This window comes from Streptomyces sp. NPDC051243 (assembly GCF_044455405.1).
GTDB lineage: Bacteria > Actinomycetota > Actinomycetes > Streptomycetales > Streptomycetaceae > Streptomyces.
Genome location: NZ_JBITES010000011.1, coordinates 36,727 through 55,771 on the forward strand (window position 1 = coordinate 36,727; position 19,045 = coordinate 55,771).

22 protein-coding genes and 1 pseudogene are annotated in these 19,045 nt (G+C 70.5%); 6 read left to right on the plus strand and 17 right to left on the minus strand.

What is annotated here, in order from left to right:
• Positions 1-177: 177 nt before the first annotated feature.
• The 4 genes from ACIBAG_RS27265 to ACIBAG_RS27280 all read left to right on the plus strand — a co-directional run bounded on the left by ACIBAG_RS27265 (position 178) and on the right by ACIBAG_RS27280 (position 3,826).
• Positions 178-810 carry a hypothetical protein gene (locus ACIBAG_RS27265; protein ID WP_399108388.1) on the plus strand — a complete coding sequence of 211 codons (633 nt, stop codon included), beginning with the start codon at positions 178-180 and terminating at the stop codon, positions 808-810.
• 7 nt (positions 811-817) lie between these two features.
• Positions 818-2,533 (plus strand): relaxase/mobilization nuclease domain-containing protein, encoded by a 1,716-nt coding sequence (locus tag ACIBAG_RS27270; RefSeq protein ID WP_399108390.1) that lies wholly within the window; start codon positions 818-820, stop codon positions 2,531-2,533.
• Positions 2,534-2,613: 80 nt separating this feature from the next.
• Entirely contained in the window at positions 2,614-3,066 is a 453-nt protein-coding gene (locus tag ACIBAG_RS27275) for a hypothetical protein (protein ID WP_399108392.1), read from the plus strand.
• 82 nt (positions 3,067-3,148) lie between these two features.
• Entirely contained in the window at positions 3,149-3,826 is a 678-nt protein-coding gene (locus ACIBAG_RS27280) for a hypothetical protein (protein WP_399108394.1), read from the plus strand.
• Positions 3,827-4,073: 247 nt separating this feature from the next.
• Here the strand turns inward: ACIBAG_RS27280 and ACIBAG_RS27285 are convergent, their stop codons facing one another.
• The 4 genes from ACIBAG_RS27285 to ACIBAG_RS27300 all read right to left on the minus strand — a co-directional run bounded on the left by ACIBAG_RS27285 (position 4,074) and on the right by ACIBAG_RS27300 (position 7,004).
• The gene (locus ACIBAG_RS27285) at positions 4,074-4,241 is read right to left on the minus strand and encodes a hypothetical protein (protein WP_399108396.1); all 168 of its coding nucleotides are present in this window, start codon (positions 4,239-4,241) and stop codon (positions 4,074-4,076) included.
• 1,062 nt (positions 4,242-5,303) lie between these two features.
• Positions 5,304-5,990 (minus strand): DUF317 domain-containing protein, encoded by a 687-nt coding sequence (locus ACIBAG_RS27290; protein WP_399108920.1) that lies wholly within the window; start codon positions 5,988-5,990, stop codon positions 5,304-5,306.
• A gap of 78 nt (positions 5,991-6,068) precedes the next feature.
• Positions 6,069-6,551 carry a hypothetical protein gene (locus ACIBAG_RS27295; protein ID WP_399108397.1) on the minus strand — a complete coding sequence of 161 codons (483 nt, stop codon included), beginning with the start codon at positions 6,549-6,551 and terminating at the stop codon, positions 6,069-6,071.
• A gap of 99 nt (positions 6,552-6,650) precedes the next feature.
• Positions 6,651-7,004, minus strand: coding sequence for a DUF317 domain-containing protein (locus ACIBAG_RS27300; RefSeq protein WP_399108399.1), 354 nt, complete (start codon positions 7,002-7,004; stop codon positions 6,651-6,653).
• A 534-nt stretch (positions 7,005-7,538) separates the two neighbouring features.
• Here ACIBAG_RS27300 and ACIBAG_RS27305 point away from each other — a divergent pair.
• Both ACIBAG_RS27305 and ACIBAG_RS27310 read left to right on the plus strand, forming a co-directional pair.
• A complete protein-coding gene (locus ACIBAG_RS27305) occupies positions 7,539-8,078 on the plus strand; it encodes a winged helix-turn-helix domain-containing protein (RefSeq protein ID WP_399108401.1) in 540 nt (179 codons plus the stop codon).
• Positions 8,075-8,622 (plus strand): annotated as a pseudogene (locus ACIBAG_RS27310) (transposase). Before ACIBAG_RS27305 ends, ACIBAG_RS27310 begins: the two are co-directional and overlap by 4 nt.
• On the opposite strand, the gene ACIBAG_RS27315 reads toward ACIBAG_RS27310, so the two are convergent.
• The 13 genes from ACIBAG_RS27315 to ACIBAG_RS27375 all read right to left on the minus strand — a co-directional run bounded on the left by ACIBAG_RS27315 (position 8,616) and on the right by ACIBAG_RS27375 (position 18,934).
• Entirely contained in the window at positions 8,616-9,650 is a 1,035-nt protein-coding gene (locus tag ACIBAG_RS27315; protein WP_399108403.1) for a SpaA isopeptide-forming pilin-related protein, read from the minus strand. The pseudogene ACIBAG_RS27310 and the gene ACIBAG_RS27315 overlap by 7 nt on opposite strands.
• Positions 9,651-9,699: 49 nt before the next feature.
• Complete coding sequence (locus ACIBAG_RS27320; protein ID WP_399108405.1) at positions 9,700-10,485, minus strand: DUF317 domain-containing protein; 786 nt, start codon at positions 10,483-10,485, stop codon at positions 9,700-9,702.
• Positions 10,486-10,495: 10 nt separating this feature from the next.
• Complete coding sequence (locus ACIBAG_RS27325; protein WP_399108407.1) at positions 10,496-11,335, minus strand: DUF317 domain-containing protein; 840 nt, start codon at positions 11,333-11,335, stop codon at positions 10,496-10,498.
• A 29-nt stretch (positions 11,336-11,364) separates the two neighbouring features.
• A complete protein-coding gene (locus tag ACIBAG_RS27330) occupies positions 11,365-12,006 on the minus strand; it encodes an HAD-IA family hydrolase (protein ID WP_399108408.1) in 642 nt (213 codons plus the stop codon).
• Entirely contained in the window at positions 12,003-13,166 is a 1,164-nt protein-coding gene (locus tag ACIBAG_RS27335; RefSeq protein ID WP_399108410.1) for an MFS transporter, read from the minus strand. The genes ACIBAG_RS27330 and ACIBAG_RS27335 overlap by 4 nt, the downstream gene beginning before the upstream one ends.
• Positions 13,163-14,380, minus strand: a complete 1,218-nt coding sequence (locus ACIBAG_RS27340; protein ID WP_399108922.1) for an ATP-grasp domain-containing protein — start codon at positions 14,378-14,380, stop codon at positions 13,163-13,165. Before ACIBAG_RS27340 ends, ACIBAG_RS27335 begins: the two co-directional genes overlap by 4 nt.
• 110 nt (positions 14,381-14,490) lie before the next feature.
• Complete coding sequence (locus ACIBAG_RS27345; protein ID WP_399108412.1) at positions 14,491-14,622, minus strand: hypothetical protein; 132 nt, start codon at positions 14,620-14,622, stop codon at positions 14,491-14,493.
• Between the two features lie 235 nt (positions 14,623-14,857).
• Positions 14,858-16,099, minus strand: coding sequence for an MFS transporter (locus ACIBAG_RS27350; protein WP_399108414.1), 1,242 nt, complete (start codon positions 16,097-16,099; stop codon positions 14,858-14,860).
• On the minus strand, positions 16,096-16,671 hold the full coding sequence (locus ACIBAG_RS27355; RefSeq protein WP_399108416.1) for a hypothetical protein: 576 nt from the start codon (positions 16,669-16,671) through the stop codon (positions 16,096-16,098). The genes ACIBAG_RS27350 and ACIBAG_RS27355 overlap by 4 nt, the downstream gene beginning before the upstream one ends.
• Positions 16,668-17,567, minus strand: a complete 900-nt coding sequence (locus tag ACIBAG_RS27360; RefSeq protein ID WP_399108418.1) for a winged helix-turn-helix transcriptional regulator — start codon at positions 17,565-17,567, stop codon at positions 16,668-16,670. The genes ACIBAG_RS27355 and ACIBAG_RS27360 overlap by 4 nt, the downstream gene beginning before the upstream one ends.
• A gap of 30 nt (positions 17,568-17,597) precedes the next feature.
• Positions 17,598-18,020 carry a hypothetical protein gene (locus tag ACIBAG_RS27365; protein ID WP_399108420.1) on the minus strand — a complete coding sequence of 141 codons (423 nt, stop codon included), beginning with the start codon at positions 18,018-18,020 and terminating at the stop codon, positions 17,598-17,600.
• 12 nt (positions 18,021-18,032) lie between these two features.
• Positions 18,033-18,476: a hypothetical protein gene (locus tag ACIBAG_RS27370; protein WP_399108422.1), complete on the minus strand. Its 444-nt coding sequence runs from the start codon at positions 18,474-18,476 to the stop codon at positions 18,033-18,035.
• Positions 18,473-18,934 (minus strand): hypothetical protein, encoded by a 462-nt coding sequence (locus tag ACIBAG_RS27375; RefSeq protein ID WP_399108424.1) that lies wholly within the window; start codon positions 18,932-18,934, stop codon positions 18,473-18,475. The genes ACIBAG_RS27370 and ACIBAG_RS27375 overlap by 4 nt, the downstream gene beginning before the upstream one ends.
• Between the last annotated feature and the right edge of the window lie 111 nt (positions 18,935-19,045).

Sequence of the window (19,045 nt, forward strand, 5' to 3'; positions counted from 1 at the left end):
GGCAGAGGTCCTGGTGGGCCACCGCCTCCTGCACGCAGCCCTCCGGACCCCGAACGGTCAGTGGCTCGTGCAGACCTCCGCCGAGGCGCCCGTCCGCGTCCTGGACGGACCCGCCGCCATGGTCGGCCTCGCCGCCCATATCCAGCACCACACCCGTACAACGAGGAACCGCGCCCGATGACGAAGCCGAACGAACCCCAGCCCCACAACCCCAACGAGCCTGTCACCAACTCGGTCTCGCCGGGAGCAAGTTGGGGCGGAAGCGTAGCTTCCGCCGACCCCGCCCCGAAGGGGCCGGGGTCGGACCTGCACCAGGGGGCGCAGGTCCGGCAGGCTTCGACCGAGGGCGGACCGAGGCCAGGGGGGAACAACCAGCCGAACCGCCGCCGTCGCCGCTCATCCGCCGCACCGCGTGCCCGTCAGCGTCCGCGCCAGCCGCGCGAGAAGAAGCGTCTGCACCAGCCCAATGCACGCTTCAACGATGAAGAGTTCGCCCTGATCAAGTCCGCCGCTGCCCAGACGAATCTGTCTGTCGCCGGCTTCCTCGCCCGCTCCGCCCTGTGCGCCGCCCGCGACGTTGACCGCACCGCCGCCGAGATAGCCGACGACCGCGCAGTGATCACCGCCCTGTTCGACTCCCGCCGCCGTCTCGGCTGGGCGGGCAGCAACCTCAATCAGGCCGTCAAGGCACTCAATTCCGGCGCCGACGCACCGCAGCTCGAGACGGCCATCGCCGCTGTCCGCGCGGCGGCCGACCGCGTCCACGAAGCCGTATCCCAACTCATCGCCCGCCAGCAGAACTCGGCATGAACCCGGCATGATTCCCAGCATCAACGACCCGGGCGACGACACCGCCGGTCTCCTCTACTACCTGTACGGCCCCGGACGTGCCGAGGAGCACGTCGACCCGCACCTCGTCGCGTCCTTCGACGGCCTGGCGCCCGACCCAGGGCGCAGCGCTGACTTCCACCGCGCCGTCAAGGATCTGGCAGGGCTCCTCGACCAGTCTGTCGAGGCCCTCCCTCCACGCTCCCGCCCCGCCCTGCCCGTGTGGCACACCTCGGTGCGCGCGGCTCCCGGCGACCGCACGCTAAGCGACGACGAGTGGGCGAACATCGCTCGCCGGGTTGTCGCGGCCACCGGTATTGATCCAGGCGACGGGGAACCCGGCTGCCGCTGGGCGGCCGTACGCCACGCGGACGACCACATCCACATCGTCGCCACCCTCGTGTGCGAGGACGGAAGCCGCCCCGACGACTTCCGCTCCGGCAAGCGCGCCCAGGCGGAATGCCGTCTCATCGAGAAGGAGTTGGGCCTGACCCTGGTCAACGAAGGTGACGGAACCGCTGCCAAGCGCCCCACCAGCGCGGAGCGCCACAAGGCCGAGCGCCAGGGCCGGGAGCAGACCGCCCGCGAGGAACTGCGTGAGACGGTCCGCCGCGCGGTGGCCGGCGCCGCCAGCGAGGAGGAGTTCTTCGACCGGCTGGCCGCGGCCGGCCTGCTCATCCGCAAGCGCGTCGCGCCCTCCGGTGATCTGCTGGGCTACACGGTGGCGCTGGTCGATGACCGCAACGAGGACGACGAACCGGTCTTCTTCGCGGGCTCCACGCTCGCCCCCGACCTGTCCTTGCCCCGCATTCGTGAACGCTGGTCCGCCGCACAGCAAGCCCCCGCTCCCGAGATCCGCGCCGGCACACCGAGCGGTCCGGCACAAGCTCGGCGCCGCGCGGCAGCCGCCGCCTGGCAGGCGATCCTGATCATCGACCACGGCAACGACCAACAGATCGCCGCGCACATCGCGGCGGCCGGGGAGGTCCTCGACGCCCTCGCCAAGACCTCCGCCGCCCACACCCGCAAACAACTCCGGGACGCGGCACGGGCTTTCGAGCGGGCCTCCCGCTCCCACGTACAGGCCGAGCGCGGTCACGACCGCGCGTTGCGCCAGGCCGCCCGCGACCTCGTCTACGGCGGACCCGCCCTTGGCCGCGGCGAGGACGGCGCCACCACCGCCATGGTGATCGACATGGTCGCCTTCCTGGTCATCGCCGCAGCCCACTGGCACGGCAGGAAGAACCACGCCCAGCAGGCCGCTGCCGCCCGCCAGGCCGCCGAACACCTGCGCGTGGCCTACCAGTCCGCCGCCCACCACCCGATGGCCGTGCTGCGCCACCGTGGCCTCCGACTCTCCCAGCCGCTCCAGCGCCGCCAAGCCGCACACCTGCGCCAGGCGGTGCCGGAGCTGGCCGAGCAGATCCTCGCCGAGCCCGGCTGGCACGCACTCGCTGCGACCCTCGCCGACGTAGAAGCCGCCGGCCACGAGCCAGCCACCCTGCTCGCCGAAGCCGTCGGGCGACGCGAACTGGACACTGCCGACTCGGTCAGCGACGTACTGGTGTGGCGGCTGCGCCGCATGGCGGACCTGCCCGCCGACGCGTCCACCATGCCCGAGGTCGACGCCACCGCGCCGCAGGGCGCCGAGCGCCCAAAGCGGCCCTCGACAGGCCACAGCAGTCGGCCCAGGAAGCCGAAGTGATTCCTGAATCTGCAAGTTGCAGCAGGTCAGAGACCTGGGGCACTCTCCGTGTGGCCGATCAACGACGAAGAGGGGGACAGATGCTTCGACGACGTGCCAACCGCGAGTTCCGCGAGGCCCATCTCGCCGGCCAGGCTCTGCTGGAGATGCACGCGACCTGGGCGGCGCCCGACTTCGTCAGCCCGGCCGCCGAGCCGGCGCCGATCGCCCAGGACGGCGGCGGCCCCGAGGACGTACCCGACTTCCCGCCGCCGGACCTTCGCGTGCCCTCGCGCCACGAGGTCGAGGGGTTGATGATGCGCTGGGAGCAGCCGCTCGTCATCAACGGCGAGGTCCGCGAGTGCCCGCAGTGCGCCGCGTACCGGGACTGGATTGTCTTCAGCATGCGCGACGACACGATCTGGCTGCGCTGCCGGGCAGGCCACAACACCGCCGAGCCGCGCCTGGACCCAGCCTGGTACAACCGCAACTCCGGTCCCGTGGACCACTTCCACCCCACCCTGGACGACGGCCTGCGCCACCTGGGCCACTGACCACCCGTAACCCCTACCCGCCGGCAGTGGCTCGTGTGTCGGCCCAGTCAGACCCGTCCGCTCCGCACACCAAGGGGTTCGCATGCGTCACCACACCACGACCGCCCTCTTCCTGACCGCACTCGCCCTTACCGCCTGCTCCGCCGACCCTTCCGGCACCTCGCCGACGGCGGCCTCCTCGCCCCACGGTGGAAGCGACGCCGCCGACGCCAAGCCGCTGTCCTCGGCCGCGCTGAGCAAGCGGCTCCTGACCGAGCAGGACCTCGGCGAGGGCTACGTCCGTAAAGCCGAGCGCGCTCAGCACAACGACGACGTCACGGTGATCGGCTGCCCCGCCCTCGACAAGCTCGGCGGGCACGCGGCGACCAGCCAGAGCCTCGACTTCGCGCACAAGGCGAAGGCCGCGTTCACTTACAGTGGCGGCAGCGACTCCGAGGTGAGCGAGGAGCTGTACAGCGACACAGCCAACAAATTGTCCGACGGCGTTGGCCGCATCTTCGACGCGATGGTCTCCTGCCCCGAGTACCAGGTCGTCTCGGGCAGCACTGCCATCGACATGACCACTCAGACGACCACCGCTCCCAAACTCGGCGACGAGCAGTGGAGCCAGCTGCTCGCCTACTCCGCCGGTGGTCAGCGCAGCGTCGTCAAGCAGACGGCGATCCGTAGTGGCACCGTCCTGATGGTCGTCTCCGGCTCGCCCGGACTCGTGGACACGTATCTGAACAAGGCGTTCGCCAAGACCAAGGCCGTGTCCTAGCCCGCAGTCGTATCAGCGGCCCCGCAAGCGCGTCTCGCTGGCGGGGCCGCGCCTTGTTACGGCGCGGGCGGGCGTCGGCTCCGAGCGTCTGCGGAGAGAGAACTGGGCCCCTCTATGGCATTTGGCCGGTTCCTGGGTTGATGGCCACGGTGTCGAACTTGGCGGCTCCGACGCACTCTCGTACGGCAAAAGCCCGGTGACCAGGCCATTGAGGCTCGGCCACCGGGCTGGGATGGGTCGGGGCGATCTACGGAACGAACGCTGTGGGCTGAAGCAGCACATCGGTCACGTGCGAGGGCCGTTGGAAGGCCACCACACGGTCACGGTGCACCCGTACGTCGGCGAGCCGGTCGTCGGTCAGCAGGTAGACGACGAGATCCCGGTGGCTCTCCCGGATACGGTCGGCCGCGGCCACGACGTGATGCGTCTCGGCGCACCCCGACAGCGAGTAGGCGTCGCCGGGTTGCAGAGCACCGGCCCGGTCGTCGAAGACGTCGAGGCCGCGCGTTCCTGTCGCTGATGCGACCAGCGAGCGCGTTCACGGGCCTGGGGAAGCGTGTAGGTCTGGCGGGCGACCTCGGCATGTCCCGCACTCGTGGGAGGCGTCGGAGTTGGGGCCGGCGAGCTGCTGCGCGCACCAAGAGGTGCCCACGAGCGCATCACGGCGGTAGCCCGTGACGAGGTTGTTCCGCCCGCTCGCGGCCCACAGGGGACACTGTCGTCCACAAGGGACGGCTCGCCACTGGGCAGGACCAGCTCGCCAACGGTGTGGCGGAAGCGGTCGAAGGCGGCGCTGAGTCCGGTGCAGTTGGCACACACCTCGCCCGCGGTGGATGACCCGTCGTCGAGCGGCTTGCCGCAGTAGCCGAGCAGGTGCCCCGAGATCGGCCAGTGCGCAACGGCGCTCTTGCCCGCGCCTGCGGCAGGGCGGAAATCCGGTTCGCCTTCGGAGTGCGGCAGCATGGTGAGGATGAGCCAGGCGCGGGTGCAGCTCTGGCACAGGGTGTGCGCGGTGTTCTCGCCGATGGGTTTGAGGTCGGGCGAGTGGGTGGCGCACACGGTCAGCGGCTGGGTGGCGTCGAGCAGGACAGCCGTAGTGGGCGGTGCCGTTCGTACGGCCGATGGCGAGCCGGATCAGCGACAGGGGCAAGGGACCTCCTTGGGGGTAAGCGGCGGGGAATCGGTCAGACGCGTACGGCGCACAGGCCGTCGTGGTCGGTGGCGAGGGCGCAGTCGTCCTCGCAGGGGTGGCCGGCACGGGCCGCGGGCGGTGTCGGCCCGTGTATGGCAGCCGATGCACCAGGCGCGCGCATCGGCGAGGTCGCGGTTACCGGCGAGGGAACCGACGGAGCCGCAGCGCTTGCGGCACGGCGCGTCGAAAGCGGGGAGGGGGTCCGCGAAGGACACCTCTTCCGGGACTGAGGCGTGAACGCGGCCCGCGGAGGTCTGGGCCCGGCCAACGTGCTGGGCCCTGCTGTCAGCAACGGTGGACGATGGTGAGGCGCTTCTCCGTGCTCTGTGGCAGCCGGTGGCGTGCCACCGGGACCGGGGAGGCGAGCGAGGCCGCGAAGACTGCGACCAGCTCGTTGGGGACGCTCGGGCTGAAGCTCGCGCACCACAGGTAGGGGGCACCGAACGTGGGCTCGGCCCATGCCTGCCAGCCCATCAAGTCCTCCCGCAGATCGGCGTCGGCGATCCGGTCCGGCAGCATCTCGAGCGAGATGTGCGAGGCGAAGCCGGGGTCCGTGGCGGCGGTGCCGGGGCGATCCACGTCACGGATCCAGCCATGCGCGCTCAGCGCCGTGACCACTGCCTCGGGCTCCTCGAAGCCTGTATCGGGCACCGCGCTGGCGTCGAGCGCGACGAGGAAGTCGTGAAGTGTCTCGTGCGGCAGGCCGGTGGTGAAGTACGCGTTCCACTGCACCAACGCGCTGGTGGCATCCGGGCGCGCGGAGATCTGCAGGGCCACCCGCAGGCCGCCGAGCGTGAACGGGCTGCTGGCCAGAATCCATTCGGCGCCGCGGAGCCTATCCGGGCTGACATACAGCAGGGTGTCGCGGGAGGTCGGCCACATGTGCCAGCCCAGGCCGGTGAGGGTGTCGCCGATTCGCTCGGCGAGGACGTCGTCGTCGCCAGCCAGATGGCGCGGGGTCACCCAGCGCAGAGCGTCCGGCGAAGCGGGGCGGGAGGAATTAGAGGGATGGTGCGGTTTCAGGGGCGCCTCCGTGGGCTCGGGAATGGTTCACTGCCCACCGCTGGGGCGGGTGCCGCGCCGTCTGCGCGGCGGGGCTTCGGTCGGCTCGTGCCAGGTCAGCGCGACCGCAACGTCGGGCGGGAGGGGGCCGAACTGCTCGGCTTCCTCCGGTTCGGTGAGGAACAGCACCGGATGACCCTGCTCGTCGCGGGCACCGGCAACGGCGCCCGCACGGTGGGCCATCGGGAAGTCGGGGTTGATGGCGAGCTGCACGACGGCCTCGTGGTCGCAGGCCGACAGCTGGTCGAGCAGGTCGCCGATGGTCGACTCCGGCAGCGCTTCCAGCGGCTCGGCATCCTTGGCTTCGGCGATGAACACCACCGGCCGGCTGGCGTCATCACGGGTGGGGACCACGCCGCCCAGGCGGCGGGCCGCGCGGGCGAAGGGATTGATCCACAGACGGACCACCACGTCGAGGTCGCTGGCGGACAGGCGATCCAGCAGGTCGCCGACGGTCAGCTCCGGGGCCAAGTACGTTCTCCTTGCAGTATCGGGCGCCCCACCAGGGGCCGAGGGCAGGGTAGGTGCCACATCTGAGCAGCGGGCCTGAGCCTCGCGGCGGCAGTGGGTTCACAGAGGGCGGGAGGTTGCCAGCACGCGCTGCACCGCGGCCGCGACGATCTCCGCCGGCGTTTCGGTGTCGAAGCGGACCCGGTAACCGGGGACCTTGGCAGTCCCGGTGACGGCGAGCGTCCAGCCGTCTCCTTCGGTGCCGGGGCGGCCGAGCGGGAAATGTCCGAGGTAGAAGCGGCCGTCCTTGCTGCTGATGTGGACATCGGCCCGGTCGTCCACGATGAGGTGGAAGAACTCCGCGTTGAACAGGTCGGTGACCATCGTCGCCTGGCCGGGACCCAGCCGCCACGAGCGCAGTCTCAGGGCCTCGGTAGTTGTGGAGAATCCTGGAGTGGACGCGTCCGCGGTCACAGGCATCACCTCTCTGACCTGGGGTTTCGGGAAGGTCGTCTACGTTGACATGCTCCTGGCGGCTTCCACCAGTCAGTTCGCGAACTTTCCTGTCTGCCAACGGCGAACTGTGGCCGCTGTTAACTGGTCGGCGGGTGTGCGCCATCGCCTACACCGAACTTCTCGTCGACTACAGCCCCTGCGGGGTGTTCCTCTTCGTTGTGCGTGTGCGCACCGCCGTCCGCCGTCGGCCCCGGCCGGGGTATCCGGATCTCCGTACTCCTCGCTGTCCGGGCACCGCTGGACGATGCCCTGGTTGCCTTCGACGATGCCCTACGACGGCTGGCTGCGGGACAGCGCGAGCATCACCGACACAGGACGATTCATGGATCCGCTCGCCGATCCCACCGAGTTTTCCGCTGGGTATGCCGAAGCCCCCGGAGTCGCGGGGGGGCGCGATTCCGGGGGCCGGGTTCGGGGGATGTGTTGTTACTGACCTTTCCGTTGAGTTGTCGGTCGGGTGACATCGCTAGATCCCTGCGCTATGCCGTGGCCATGAGGTATGCGCAGGGCGGTGGTTGCACGCCGCGGAGCCAGGTAGAGCGGGAGCGGGTGCGAATGCTGGCCGCCGACGGTTTCGCGCGGGGCGAGAAGAACACGGTGATCGCGAAGGAATTACGTGTCAGCGTCCGGTCGGTGGAGCGTTGGCGTCGGTATTGGCGGGAGGGCGGAAGAGGGGCACTGTGCACGTCGGGTCCGGCGAAGCGGCCGAAGGTCGGCGACCGTGACTTCGCTGTGCTCGAGCCGCTCCTGCTGGAGGGCGCGATGGCTCAGGGCTGGGCGGATGAGCGGTGGACGCTCTCGCGCGTGCACCTGCTGATCGCGGACCAGCTGGGGGTGTCGTTGTCGATCCGCGGGGTGTGGGAGTTGCTGCGGCGGCACGGCTGGTCGTGTCAGCAGCCTGCCCGGCGGGCCCTCGAGCGGGACGACGCGGCAGTGGCCGGCTGGGTGAAGGAGGCCTGGCCCAAGGCAAAGCCACCGCGGCGGCGCTCGGGGCATGGCTGGTCTTTGAGGATGAAGCCGCCGTCTCGATGACGTCGCACCGCGCACGTACTTGGGCGCCGAGGGGCGGGATGCCTGTGGTGCGGTTCAACGGCGCCTCTCGCGGTCGTATCTCGATGGCTGCCCTGGCCTGCTTCAAGCACGGTGAACGCAGTCGGCTGATCTACCGGCCTCGTATTCAGGGGCATCTCCGAGGTGATCATCGGGGCTTCACCTGGCAGGACTACCGTGACCTTCTCGTGCGGGCCCATCTGCAGCTCGGCGGCCCGGTCGTGGTCGTCTGGGACAATCTGAATGTCCACCGCTGTAGTCGATTACGGCAGTACGCGGCCGGGCACGACTGGCTCACCATCGTGCAGCTGCCCTCCTACGCACCCGACCTCAACCCGGTCGAAGGGATCTGGTCGTTACTGCGGCGCAGCAGCACGGCCAACGTGGTCTTCACCGACCGCGACCACCTCGTCCGAACGGCCGCAGCGGCATGCGCCGCATCCAACGACACCCCCACCTCATCGACGGATGCCTCGCCGAAACCGGCCTCTCGTTGGACCCGACAACTCAACGGAAAGGTCAGTAGCTCGCGGTGGAGCCGTTGTTGTCGGACTCGTCCGTACGGCGCCGACGGGAGATCAGGAGGGCGCCTGCGCCAGCAGTGAGGAGGACTCCGGCGCCGCCGATAAGCCACGCGGTGGCGTCGGCGCCGGTGTGGGCCAGGGAGCCGTCGGGGTCGGGGGCCGCACTGCTCGATGTGGTCTCGTCGGGAGCCGGGGTGTCGGTCTGCTTCTCGGTCGGCTCCGGAGTAGCAGGGGCAGCGGAGCTGCCGGACGTCGGCTTCTGCGTCGGCTTGCCGGTGGGCTTCTCGGTCGGTTTGTCCGAGAGGTCGGGGCTCGGCGGCGTCATGTGGGTCTTGGCGTTGGTGACGGTCACGGTGACTGAGTCGCCGGGCTTGGCGTCGAAGTCGCGCCGTTGCTTTTCGAGGCCGTATCCCTGGGGTGCCCGGGTCTGCATGGCCCAAAAGTCGGTGCCAGTGCGGTTGTTGACCGGGAGCTTGGCAGTGGTGGTGCCCTCGTCTCCGGTGGTCAACGTGAGGAGGGTCTTGTCGCCGGTGCCGATGTTCACGGTGGCGCCGGGCAGGAGCTTGCCGCTCTTGTCGTCCTTGGCCTTGAGCAGGACGGAGGCGGGCTTGAACGGGTCGATGATCGTGAGCGGGGCGTCGGTGCCGGGAGTGACGATGACGTCCTGGTCCTCGACGACGTCGTGCAGCGCGCTGCCGCTGGCAACCTCCTTGAGCCGGTAGACGCCCGGCGCCAGGTCCTTGAACACAAGGTGGCCCTGGGCGTCGGTCGTGCCGCTGGCGGTTTCCTTGCCCGTGGAGTCGCAGAGGGTGAAGGACGCGCCGGCGAGGACCTCGCCGCCCTCGTCCTTCTTGAGGATGGCGACGCCCCCGCTGTCTGCGGCAGCGCGTGCTGAGGGTGTGGTGGAGACGGTCGGAGTCGGATCCGGGGCCTGGGCGAAGGCGGCCGGGGCCCAGGCCAGGGATCCGTTCACAGTGGCGGCAACGGTGAGAGCCGCGGCGGGAAGGCAGCGGGCGGAACGGGTGCGCAAGTAGGAACTCTCCAGGAACGGGGCAGGGCTGCCCGGGGGCGATAGGTCGTCAGCGGGACCGGCTCGGGCCGGGCAGCACAGGTGGCGTGGCGACCGGCGAAGAGGCCGGCGCCTGCTTCTCCGGGTTCGTCGCCGTGACGTAGACGTGGCGGCGGGTGTGGAAAGGGACGTCCTTCACCGCGCGGGTCACCGGCTCCGTGGAGACCAGTGAGGCGGTGAAGGCGGCGACGAGCGTGGTGGGCGTGCCGTAGGAGAACCGTGCGCGCCAGTACGGCTCGCTCGGGTATCCGCCCCAGGCAGTCCAGATCGGCGTATCGGTGGTGATGATGGCGTAGCGGTGCTGCACGACGCCGAGGGCCTCGGGGGCGCGGAAGTACTGGGTGCCGTCGGTTTTGACCTGGTGGCTCCAGCCGTCGGCGAGCAGCAACGTGTACGCCTCCTGCGGCGGGGTGTCGTCCTCGAACAGCTGGCCTGGTGCTGTGTCGCGGTCTATGAAGTAGAGGTCGAGCAGTTCGGTGTGGAAGTCGTGCAGCAGCTCGACGGGGGTGGTGGCGTCGAAGGTGATCTGCCAGGCCGCAGGTGCGAACGGGGCGCGGTGGGCGGTGACGGTCCACTTGCCCTTGCCTCGGCTGTCGGGGTCCGGGACCAGGCCGGTGAAGAGCCGAAGGCAGGGGCTGGTGGCGAGGGCCGCTCCTTCGGCGGCCTGGTGCACGGACCAGTCCTCGGGGAAGGGCCAGACCGCACGGAGGTCGATAGGTCCGGGGCCGGCCAGGTGGCGGGGCAGGACCTCCACCTGCTGGTCCGGGTCGAGGTTCGTGAAGGGGGCGGTCGACATGGGCGGGTCCTCAGCGGCGGCGGCCTGGCAGAGCAGCGCCGGCGGGAGCCGGTGGGAGCGTGGTGGTGCTCCAGCGGGGGACGCTGCGCGTGGCAAGCGCGGGCGGGCGTCGGTGGGCGGCAGCAGCCCGCTGGACGTCGAGCGGGGTGGGCGTGGGAGGTTTCGGCGGCTGGACGGGCGTGAGTTGGGCGAGTTGCGCGAGCCGGGGGTTCAGGTCGGCCTGGTAGCGGACGACGGGGGTGGGGTCGATGAAGGCGGCGGCTGTGGCGGCGATCAGGTGCTTGGGGGTGCGCGCGGTGAAGACCGCCTCGCCTCGGGTGGCCCAGCCGGGTGGCCCGGTCCACAAGGTCACCGTTTCGGCATCGGGGTCGGAGCTGACGACGTCGATCCGGGCGCCCGCGAGCCGGTCCGGGGCGATGACTTCCACGACGCCGCGGGATAGCGGCTTGCGTTGCCAGCCGGCGTCGAGGAAGGGCTGGATCGTGTCCGTCCAGTAGTACGAGCGGGAGGTGAGGAAGGATTCAGTGTCCTCGTTCCACTCGCGGGCCAGGGCGCTGGTGAGGCCCTGGACGATCTCGGGCGGCATGTTGTCGTTGAAGCTGGCCGTCCAGATGGCTGCGGAGACGGCGTCCTCGGCGGCGCTGATCCTCCATACGTCGAAGTCGTCGCCGAACCAGCCGATCTTGATGCGGTAGTCGGGGGAGGTGATCAGCAGTTGGCAGTGGCCGTTCATGTGGTGGTGGGGCCAGTGGTCGACGGGTTCGAAGCTCAGGTCGACGTTGTCGCCGAGTCCGGCGAGGTAGCGCGGGGAGACGTAGACGTCTCCCTCGATCAGGGTGGGGTCGGTCATGGGCATGTCCGTCAGGGGCGGGTGGAAAGTCAGAGGTGGGCGGTCGGGAGCAACTGCTCCTGCAGGCGGGCGGGTTGGCCGGTGTAGTGCAGGGTGCGCAGTCCCAGCTCGGCGGCGGCCTGGCAGTTGTCTTCGCGGTCGTCGATGAACAGGACACGTCTCGGGTCGGCGATGCTGGTGGCGGCCAGGGCGTGTGCGTACGCGGCCGGGTTGGGCTTGCACAGGCCCAGGCGGGCCGAGTACAGGGCCTCGGTCATCAGCGTTCGCCGCCAGTCTGTGGAATCGAGCGTGTCGCTCAAGGCATGCGGGGCGTTGGAGAGCAGCACCGTGGGCAGGCCCGTCGCGCGGGCGCGGTGCAGGATGTCGAGGACGCGGTCGTCGGTGTGGACCCACATGGCGGTGTCGGCGGCACGCAGGGTGTGCAACCACCGCGGGCCGGGGTGGTGGCCGAGGACTTTGGCCCAATAGGCGAGGTCGCTGACTTCTCCGGCGTCGTACGCCTCCCGTGGGGCCCAGAAGGCGTCCTGGAAGGAGTCGATGTGGCCGCTGGGCCACTCGGCGAGGTCGGCGAGGCGTCTCCACATGGCCGGGGTGGGCTGTCGTCCCAGGACGCCGTTGTAGTCAATGATCAGGGCGTCCACGCCGGTCGGCGAGGGGGAAGAGCTGGTCAAGGAGCGGTTCTCTCCAGGGCTTTGCGGGCAAGGGCGGCGACGGCAGCTGCGAGGAGGGCGGGCAGCAGCAGCGCGATCGGCAGGGAGGTGAGGGCGGCGATAGCGCCGATGAGGGCGGGTCCGGCGAGCAGGCCGACGTAGCCGGTGACCGCAACGGTGGCGACCGCGCGTGGTCCGCCGGCGCCGGAGGCGGTGACTAGGCTGGGGATGGTCACGGACAGGCCCAGGCCGAAGGCCGCCCACCCGGCAAGCGCGGAGGCGATGGTGGAGCCGGCCAGGCCCGCGGTGAGGCCGAGCGCGGCCAGGGCGGCGCCGGTGCGTACGACGGCTGGGGTCCCGAAGCGGGTGGTGAGCCGGTCCCCGGCGAGGCGCCCGGCGGCCATGGCCGCGCTGTAGAGGGCGAACGCCGCCGCGCTGGTCGCCGCCGTCGCGTCGAGGTTGTGCAGGTGGATTGCGGCCCAGTCGGCGGCGGCCCCCTCGCCTAGCAGGGTTGCGGCCGCCAGGGCGCCCAGCAGCCACAACCGGGGCCGGGACAAACCGCGGCGCTCGTCCGGGCCCGGTGCGCCGGGATGGTGGACAGGCTCGAGTCCGGAGACAGTAACGCGGCGGGTGAGCCGAGCCGTCGCGCACGCCGCTGCCGTAGCCGTGGCCGAGACACTGGCGAACAAAACGGTGTGGGACGTGTGGGCAGTGGCCGCGGCCACCCCGGCGCCGAGGAGGGCGCCAAGGCTGTAACTCGCATGAAGCCCGGCCATGATCGGACGCCCACAGGCGTTCTGGCAATGCACTGCCGCGGCGTTGACCGCGACGTCGAGGACACCATGCGCGGCGCCGAAGACGAACGCCATCACGAGGAGAGTGTCGAGGCTCCGGCATGTCCCGAGGGCGGCGAGGCAGACGGCGAGAGCGAGGGCGCCGCCGGTCAGCAGGGCGGGGAGTCGCGCCGGTTGGGCGAGGCAGCCTCCCTTTTGCAGTCCGGCGACCATGCCGAGGGCGGCGGCCAATAGGACCAGGGCAAGGTCAGCGGTGCTCAGGCCGGCGCTCGTCTGGACGGCGGGCATGCGCGCGCCCCACACGGCCATCACCACACCGAGACCGGCGAGGTACCCGGTCAGCAGACGGCGGCTGCGTACCAGTTCGGTCGCCACGGGGTGGCTCACGCGGCGAGGTCCTCTCCGGCCGAGTCCGTGCGCGCGGCGGCCACCTGGATGTCGAGGTTGCGGTATGCCTCCTGAGCGCGGACCTTCGCGACGGCAGCGGTCGGCCCGGTGGTGATCAGAAGGCCGATGCGGGCGGTGAACAGATCGCCGCCGTCCTGCGGCAGCACGAGCTGGTCGCCGGCCTGTCGCTGGAAGCGGACTCGCTCCAGTCCTCCGGTCTGTTCCGTCAGGCGGCGTGCGGTGAGGGTGCCTGAGTAGGCGGGGTAGATGAAACGGATCGCTGCGGCCTGGTGGCGGGTGGAGGTCAGGTCGGGGGCACGGCCGGAGGCGATGTCGGCGGCGGCCCGGGCGAGGTCCACGCCGGTGGCGAGGTGGACGAGGTGGCCGATCAGATCGCCGGCGAGGCGCGCGTTGACCTCGATCAGCCGCGGGCGGCCGTCGACCAGGCGCATCTCAACGTGGCTGACACCCTCTGTGATGCCCAGCGCGGCGATCGCGGCCTCGGCGATGGGCGTCACGGTGGCCAGCAGCGGGTCGGCCGCGTCCACGCAGTGCGCGAGTTCCTCGAAGTACGGCTCCATGCCGACGGTCTTGCGGGTGACGGCGACCACCGTGGTGTGGCCCTGGTAGGTGGCGCACTCGACGCTCACCTCGTCCCCGTCGAGGTACTCCTCGACCAGAACCTCCCTGCTCTCCACCCCACGTCCCGCCGTCTGAGCGGCGATCGCGTACGCGGCGGGCAGTTCGCCAGGGGTGTTGACGCGGATCACGCCGACGCTGGCCGCGTGAGCGGCGGGCTTGAGGACGACCGGGTAGCCGAGCCGCCGGGCGGCCTGCGCTGCCTCCTCGACGGTGCGGACCCGGGCGGACGTGGCCGAGGGCACCCCGTGGCGGGCGAACAGGGACCTGGCGGTGGCCTTGTTGCGGCAGCCCTGCATCACCTCGGGCGGGCTCGCGGGCAGTCCGAGCTGGCGGGCAAGGCGTGCGACGGGGACGAGGTACCACTCTGTCCAGGTCATGATCCCGGCCAGTCGGTGGCGGCCGGCCAGAGCCTGACCGGCCGCACTCAGGGCTGCCTGGTCCGTGGGGTCGGCGACTTCCCAGTCGGTGATGAAGGCGCGCTCCCACGTCGGTTCGACACTGGTGATCAGGACCACGTCGTAGTGAGCTGCGATGTTCTCCAGACAGAACCCGCGGTACGCCTCGGCCTCCATGTCCGCGGCAGAAACGATCAGAACGACCGGGTTACCGGTACGAGAGGGCAAGCAGGACTCCAAACAGAAATGACGGACGAGGACGGTCGAGGAACTGGGCTGCGAGCGGCTCAGGGAGTACGGCGGCGCCGCAGCTCGAACGCGGAGGCCCAGTGGGGGTGATCGGCGATCAGCTTCCGCGCGTACAGCGCGGTGTCGTAGTTACAGAGCCCGCGCAGCCCCCGCGGGAGTCGCCATCGCATGGCCTCGAAGAGTTCCTTGACACCGATGCGGGTGGCGCAGGCTGCAACGCTCAGCCGTCAGCTTCTCCAGCGCCCGTTAGACGTAGGGGTGCGCGGGGTCCAAGGCGAGGAACTGGTCCGTGATTGCGGGCCTGGATCCCGCGTGGGACGACGGGGCAGGCGACCGGTAGGACGGTCTGGGCGGCATCAGCGGGCGTGGGCATCGGGTGGCTCTCCCGGGCGGCAAGGGGTGAAGTCAGGCAAGGTGGCCGCGAAGACCGGGGAGAGTGCGAAGGCGTACGAAGGCGAGGGCGAGACCGAGGGCCTGCACCACTGCGCAGCCGGTGATCGCATGGCCGAGCAGAGCAGGAGGCACCGTGGCGACCAGGACGCCGGCCAGCGGGAAGGGCAGCAGGAGCAGCAGGATCGTCAGGGAGAGGGTCGCGCCGAACACGGTCTGCGGGATGAGGTGGGAGCGCAGGGTGCGCAGGACCACCGTCATTCCGCCTTCACCTGCCATGAGCACCGCGATCACAACGAGGTACGCGGTGTAGGTGTGAGTGAGGGAGACGGCCAGGCACCCGCAAGCCGCGATGGCGGCGCAGAGCGCACCGACGAGCCACAGACCCCAGCGGTCGATCGCACGGCGGCACACAGCGACCGTGATCAGGGAGGCGACAGCGGCCACCGACCAGATCAGCCCCACGTCCGCGCTGGAGTGTCCGAACTGCTGGACCACGATCACGGGAGTCGCGGCCTGGAGCAGGCCGATCGCGAGGTTGGACACAGTCAGTCCGCCCACCAGCCAGCCGAGGGCGGGCAGCGAACACAAGGTCGTCCATCCGGTGCGCAGCCCACCAAGGACCGGCTTCGGTGTCTCGGTGCGCCCGGGGGCGTACTGCGGAGGGGCGAGCCAGCACGCGAGAAGCGAGAAGACGGCAATCGTGAACAGCATTCCGGCTGTTCCGGTGTACTCCAGCAGCAGCCCAGCGACAGCGGGTCCAGCCAGGGTGCCGACCTGGTCGATCCCCAGGAGCACCGACTGCACCCGGTGCGCGCGCTCGCCGACTTGGCGGCTGGCAACACCGCCCGCCGTCTCTGCGGCGATGTAGGAGAACTCGGTGAGCACGCCGGTCAAGGTGGCGAGCAGCATCACAGTGATGGTGGTGGGGAGCCCGCTCTCCAGCTGTGGCAGAGCGAGGGCGGCGGCCACGACCACCGCAGCCCGCGTCGCCGAGGCCAGACGCAGGATGCAGCTTGTGCCGTGGCGGTCGACCATGGCTCCGGCGACGGCGAACGCGCCCAGGCGCGGAAGCCACTCCAATGCGAACGCAAGGCCGGTCAGGGACGCGGAGTTGGTGGTGGCGAGCACCAGCATCGGGATGCCGTACGTCGTCATCGCAAACGCGCCGGCGTCCATGCTGCGGGGCAGGTAGATGCCGCGCAGCATGGTGGACTCCGGCCGGCGAGCGTGCCGGGGTCCGACACGTGATCTCACGCAGCACGCTCCATGTCATCCACCGCGTGGGAGGAGCGCGGAGCCGTGGGGTGCAGGGCATACGTATTCGCCTCGAGCCATTCGGCCAGTGCGGTGTGCGGGGCTTCGAGGGTGGCGGCCTGGGCGTTGAGGACGGCTCCATCGGGAACGGGCTGCCCGCCCGGGCTGCCGTTCCGGGCCGCGTCGCATGCGAGATCCGGAGCTTGCCCGAGCTGGAGCAGGATGTGCTCGACACGGGTGACGAAGTCACTGGACGTATGGGGATACTGGTGCGTGCGGGCCCAACATGCAGCTGTGTCATACACGTTGGCGAGGTCCTCGCCGCGGGGAGTAAGCCGGTAGCGGATCCGTTCGTGGTCGTCGCCGTAAACGAGGCCGAAGTCGCGAGCCCGGTCGATGGCATGGCTCAGCTGGTTGATCGTCAGGTCACTGAAGACGGCCTGCAGACTCCCGCGGCGGCGGCTGATGGGACCGTTGTCGGCAAGCTCGCTGACCAGGCGGATCAGCGCTGGCAGGGACAGTGCCCGGATGGTCCGGCGCCAGTCCAAGTTGTCGGTCGCACGTCTGGTCATCGGCGCGGTCCTCCTGCCTGCGGGAGGGTGATGGGGCGGGCCGGTATCTGGTGCGAGAACAAGTCGGTGGACTGCCAGGTCGTGGCTGGGGGGTGGGTGGCTAGTGCCGGGGCCGCTTCGGCGGGAGCCGGGGCTGCGGGTGCCGGTACGCGGGACTGGGTGGTCAGCCACGGGCCGGACCGGGCCTGGGCAGGGGGTGGCTTCTCGCCCCACACGGGGTGCGCGTCGGTGTCGGCGAGGGGGCGCCCGATGGCCCAGGCGGTAAGGGCCCGGTAGACGGGGGCGAGCGCGTGACCGTTGGCGGCCAGGTCAAAGACGTGCCCGTCCTTGCGGACCAGGCCGTCCTCGACCAGGCGGTCCAGCTGCGGATAGACGTTGCTGAGCCGGTGGTTCGGCATCGCCGCAGCGGACAGCGCCTTGGCGCTGGAGGCGCCGCGGGCCTTGAGCGCCCACAGGATCGGCGTGGCATGGCGGGGACCGATCAGCGCGAGAGTGTCTTCGATGTTCTGCGCGGGCGCGACCTGCGTGACGCGCTCCAGCTTCCCGGTGGCCTTGTTCTTCGCCAGGGGCTTTTCCAGATGCGTGTCGCCCCAGGTGGCAATCACGGTCAGGACGGGCATCAGGTCGGCGCCCCGTCCGGTTAGGCCGTAGGTGACGTGTCCCTTTTCGACCTCGGTGCGCTCGACGAGTCCGGCGTCGGTGAGCTTGCGCAGCTTGGGGTGGAGCGTGCCGTCGTTGAGCCAGGGCAGGCGGGGCTTGATCTCCGTGTAGCGCAGGCGCTGTGCGGACAGCGTCATCAGGATCCACACGTTCCACAGCGGGGTGATCATCTCCAGCGACTCGGTGACGCGCGCGATGTCGAGCTGGGTGGAGCGGGGCAGACCGGTGGTGGTCAAGAGGGGAACTCCTCAAGCGGGACGGGCGGTTCAGCGGGTGTGGGTGGCGGCGGGCTCGGCCGGCGTCGGCGGCACGGAGGAGGCAAGGCCCGCTGCCGCCGAAGCCGCGGGCGCCGGGGCGGGGGCGCGGTGCAGGCTGGCGAGGACGGCGCTCAAGCTCTTGGCGTGGGCGTCCCGGACAGCGACGGAGTCGGCGATCCGGCGGGCGCAGTCGAGCAGGTGACCGGCCTCGAACCTGCCGATCTGCCGCTCCGGGTGGGCCAGTTCACGCAGGCGCTGAAGCTGGAAGTCGATAGTGCGCTCGGCGAGCTGCAGATCGGTGTGGCTGCTCGTCAGGGCGGCGAGCATGGTGCTACGGGGATTGGCGTCGGCGTGGGCTTCGAGCGCGGACATCGGCTGGCCGTACAGCTCCTCGATGCGTTCGGCGATGGTCTGGGAGGTGGCGTAGTGCAATCGGCGGGGCTTTCACGGTTGGCGGGCCCGCACCGCCCCGGCACGTGCGGGTGCCGGGGCGGGCGGGAGCATGGTGGTGAGCTTCGGCTGGGTCAGCTGCACCGGCCGCTCGGGGCGCGATCCGGGCGCGGGCATGGTGCGCAGCAGCTCGCCGAGGGCGGCGACGTACCCGTCACGGCCGGATAGGGCCGCCTCCATCCACTGCGCGTCCATCCGCAATGCCTCGGCCGACAGCTCCCCCAGATCACGGTCTGCGGCGGTTGCTGCGTGGACCCGGTCCCGGACCCGGACCACCTGTTCCTCGGCCAAGGCCAGGAAGCTGCGCAGCTCCATCGCGCGCGTCAGAGCGGCGGACGCACTGGGGCTGTGGGCCTGCGCGTACAGCTCGCCCAGCGAGGCGCCGAAGGCTTGGGTCAGTGCCTCGTCCAGGCTGGTGGGCTTGTCCTGGACGCTCACCGCGACGCTCCTCGTACCGGGACGGACGGGGCGTGCGCTCTGCTGGGTGCCGGAGCGGTCTGCAAGGCCGGGCTGCGGCGGGGGCCTGCTTCGACCCCGCGCCAGGCACCCGGCCCCTTGCGGCCCGGAGAGTTGGGGTCGAGGTAGTGGCGCACGACCATTGCCCGCCCGTCTCGCACCGCCACGGCAGTGTTGACCTGCTGGGCCAGCTTCATGACCGGTTCGTCCAGTACGTCGGCGGGAGCCCTTTCCAGGGCTGCGCCGAGGGCTTCCTCGGCCTTCTCCAGCACTTCCTGAGCCTCGGCGAGCATCCCGTACCACTTCACGACGACGGTGGCGTCGTTGTTGGCGTGCGGGGCTGAGGCCACCGCCCGGCGCAGGTCAGCCAGCGGCATCTGGAAGCGGGTCTCGATCTGCTGGGTGATGACGCCCATCACATCGTCGGCGTCGTCGGACACGACACGGCTCCTTTCCTGTGAAATGCGGGGGGGGAGGACTCGGTTCGCCGCTAGGCAGCGAAGGATGAGAAACTGCGTCGCCGATTCAGCGAGTTCGCGAGAACGGGGCGG

Bases quoted from the DNA above. Each gene is read 5' to 3' on its own strand.
- ACIBAG_RS27265 (WP_399108388.1), top strand. From the start codon at position 178: ATGACGAAGCCGAACGAACCCCAGCCCCACAACCCCAACGAGCCTGTC.
- ACIBAG_RS27270 (WP_399108390.1), top strand. From the start codon at position 818: ATGATTCCCAGCATCAACGACCCGGGCGACGACACCGCCGGTCTCCTC.
- ACIBAG_RS27275 (WP_399108392.1), top strand. From the start codon at position 2,614: ATGCTTCGACGACGTGCCAACCGCGAGTTCCGCGAGGCCCATCTCGCC.
- ACIBAG_RS27280 (WP_399108394.1), top strand. From the start codon at position 3,149: ATGCGTCACCACACCACGACCGCCCTCTTCCTGACCGCACTCGCCCTT.
- ACIBAG_RS27305 (WP_399108401.1), top strand. From the start codon at position 7,539: ATGAGGTATGCGCAGGGCGGTGGTTGCACGCCGCGGAGCCAGGTAGAG.
- ACIBAG_RS27320 (WP_399108405.1), bottom strand. From the start codon at position 10,485: ATGTCGACCGCCCCCTTCACGAACCTCGACCCGGACCAGCAGGTGGAG.
- ACIBAG_RS27325 (WP_399108407.1), bottom strand. From the start codon at position 11,335: ATGACCGACCCCACCCTGATCGAGGGAGACGTCTACGTCTCCCCGCGC.
- ACIBAG_RS27340 (WP_399108922.1), bottom strand. From the start codon at position 14,380: ATGGAGGCCGAGGCGTACCGCGGGTTCTGTCTGGAGAACATCGCAGCT.
- ACIBAG_RS27345 (WP_399108412.1), bottom strand. From the start codon at position 14,622: ATGCGATGGCGACTCCCGCGGGGGCTGCGCGGGCTCTGTAACTACGAC.
- ACIBAG_RS27355 (WP_399108416.1), bottom strand. From the start codon at position 16,671: ATGACCAGACGTGCGACCGACAACTTGGACTGGCGCCGGACCATCCGG.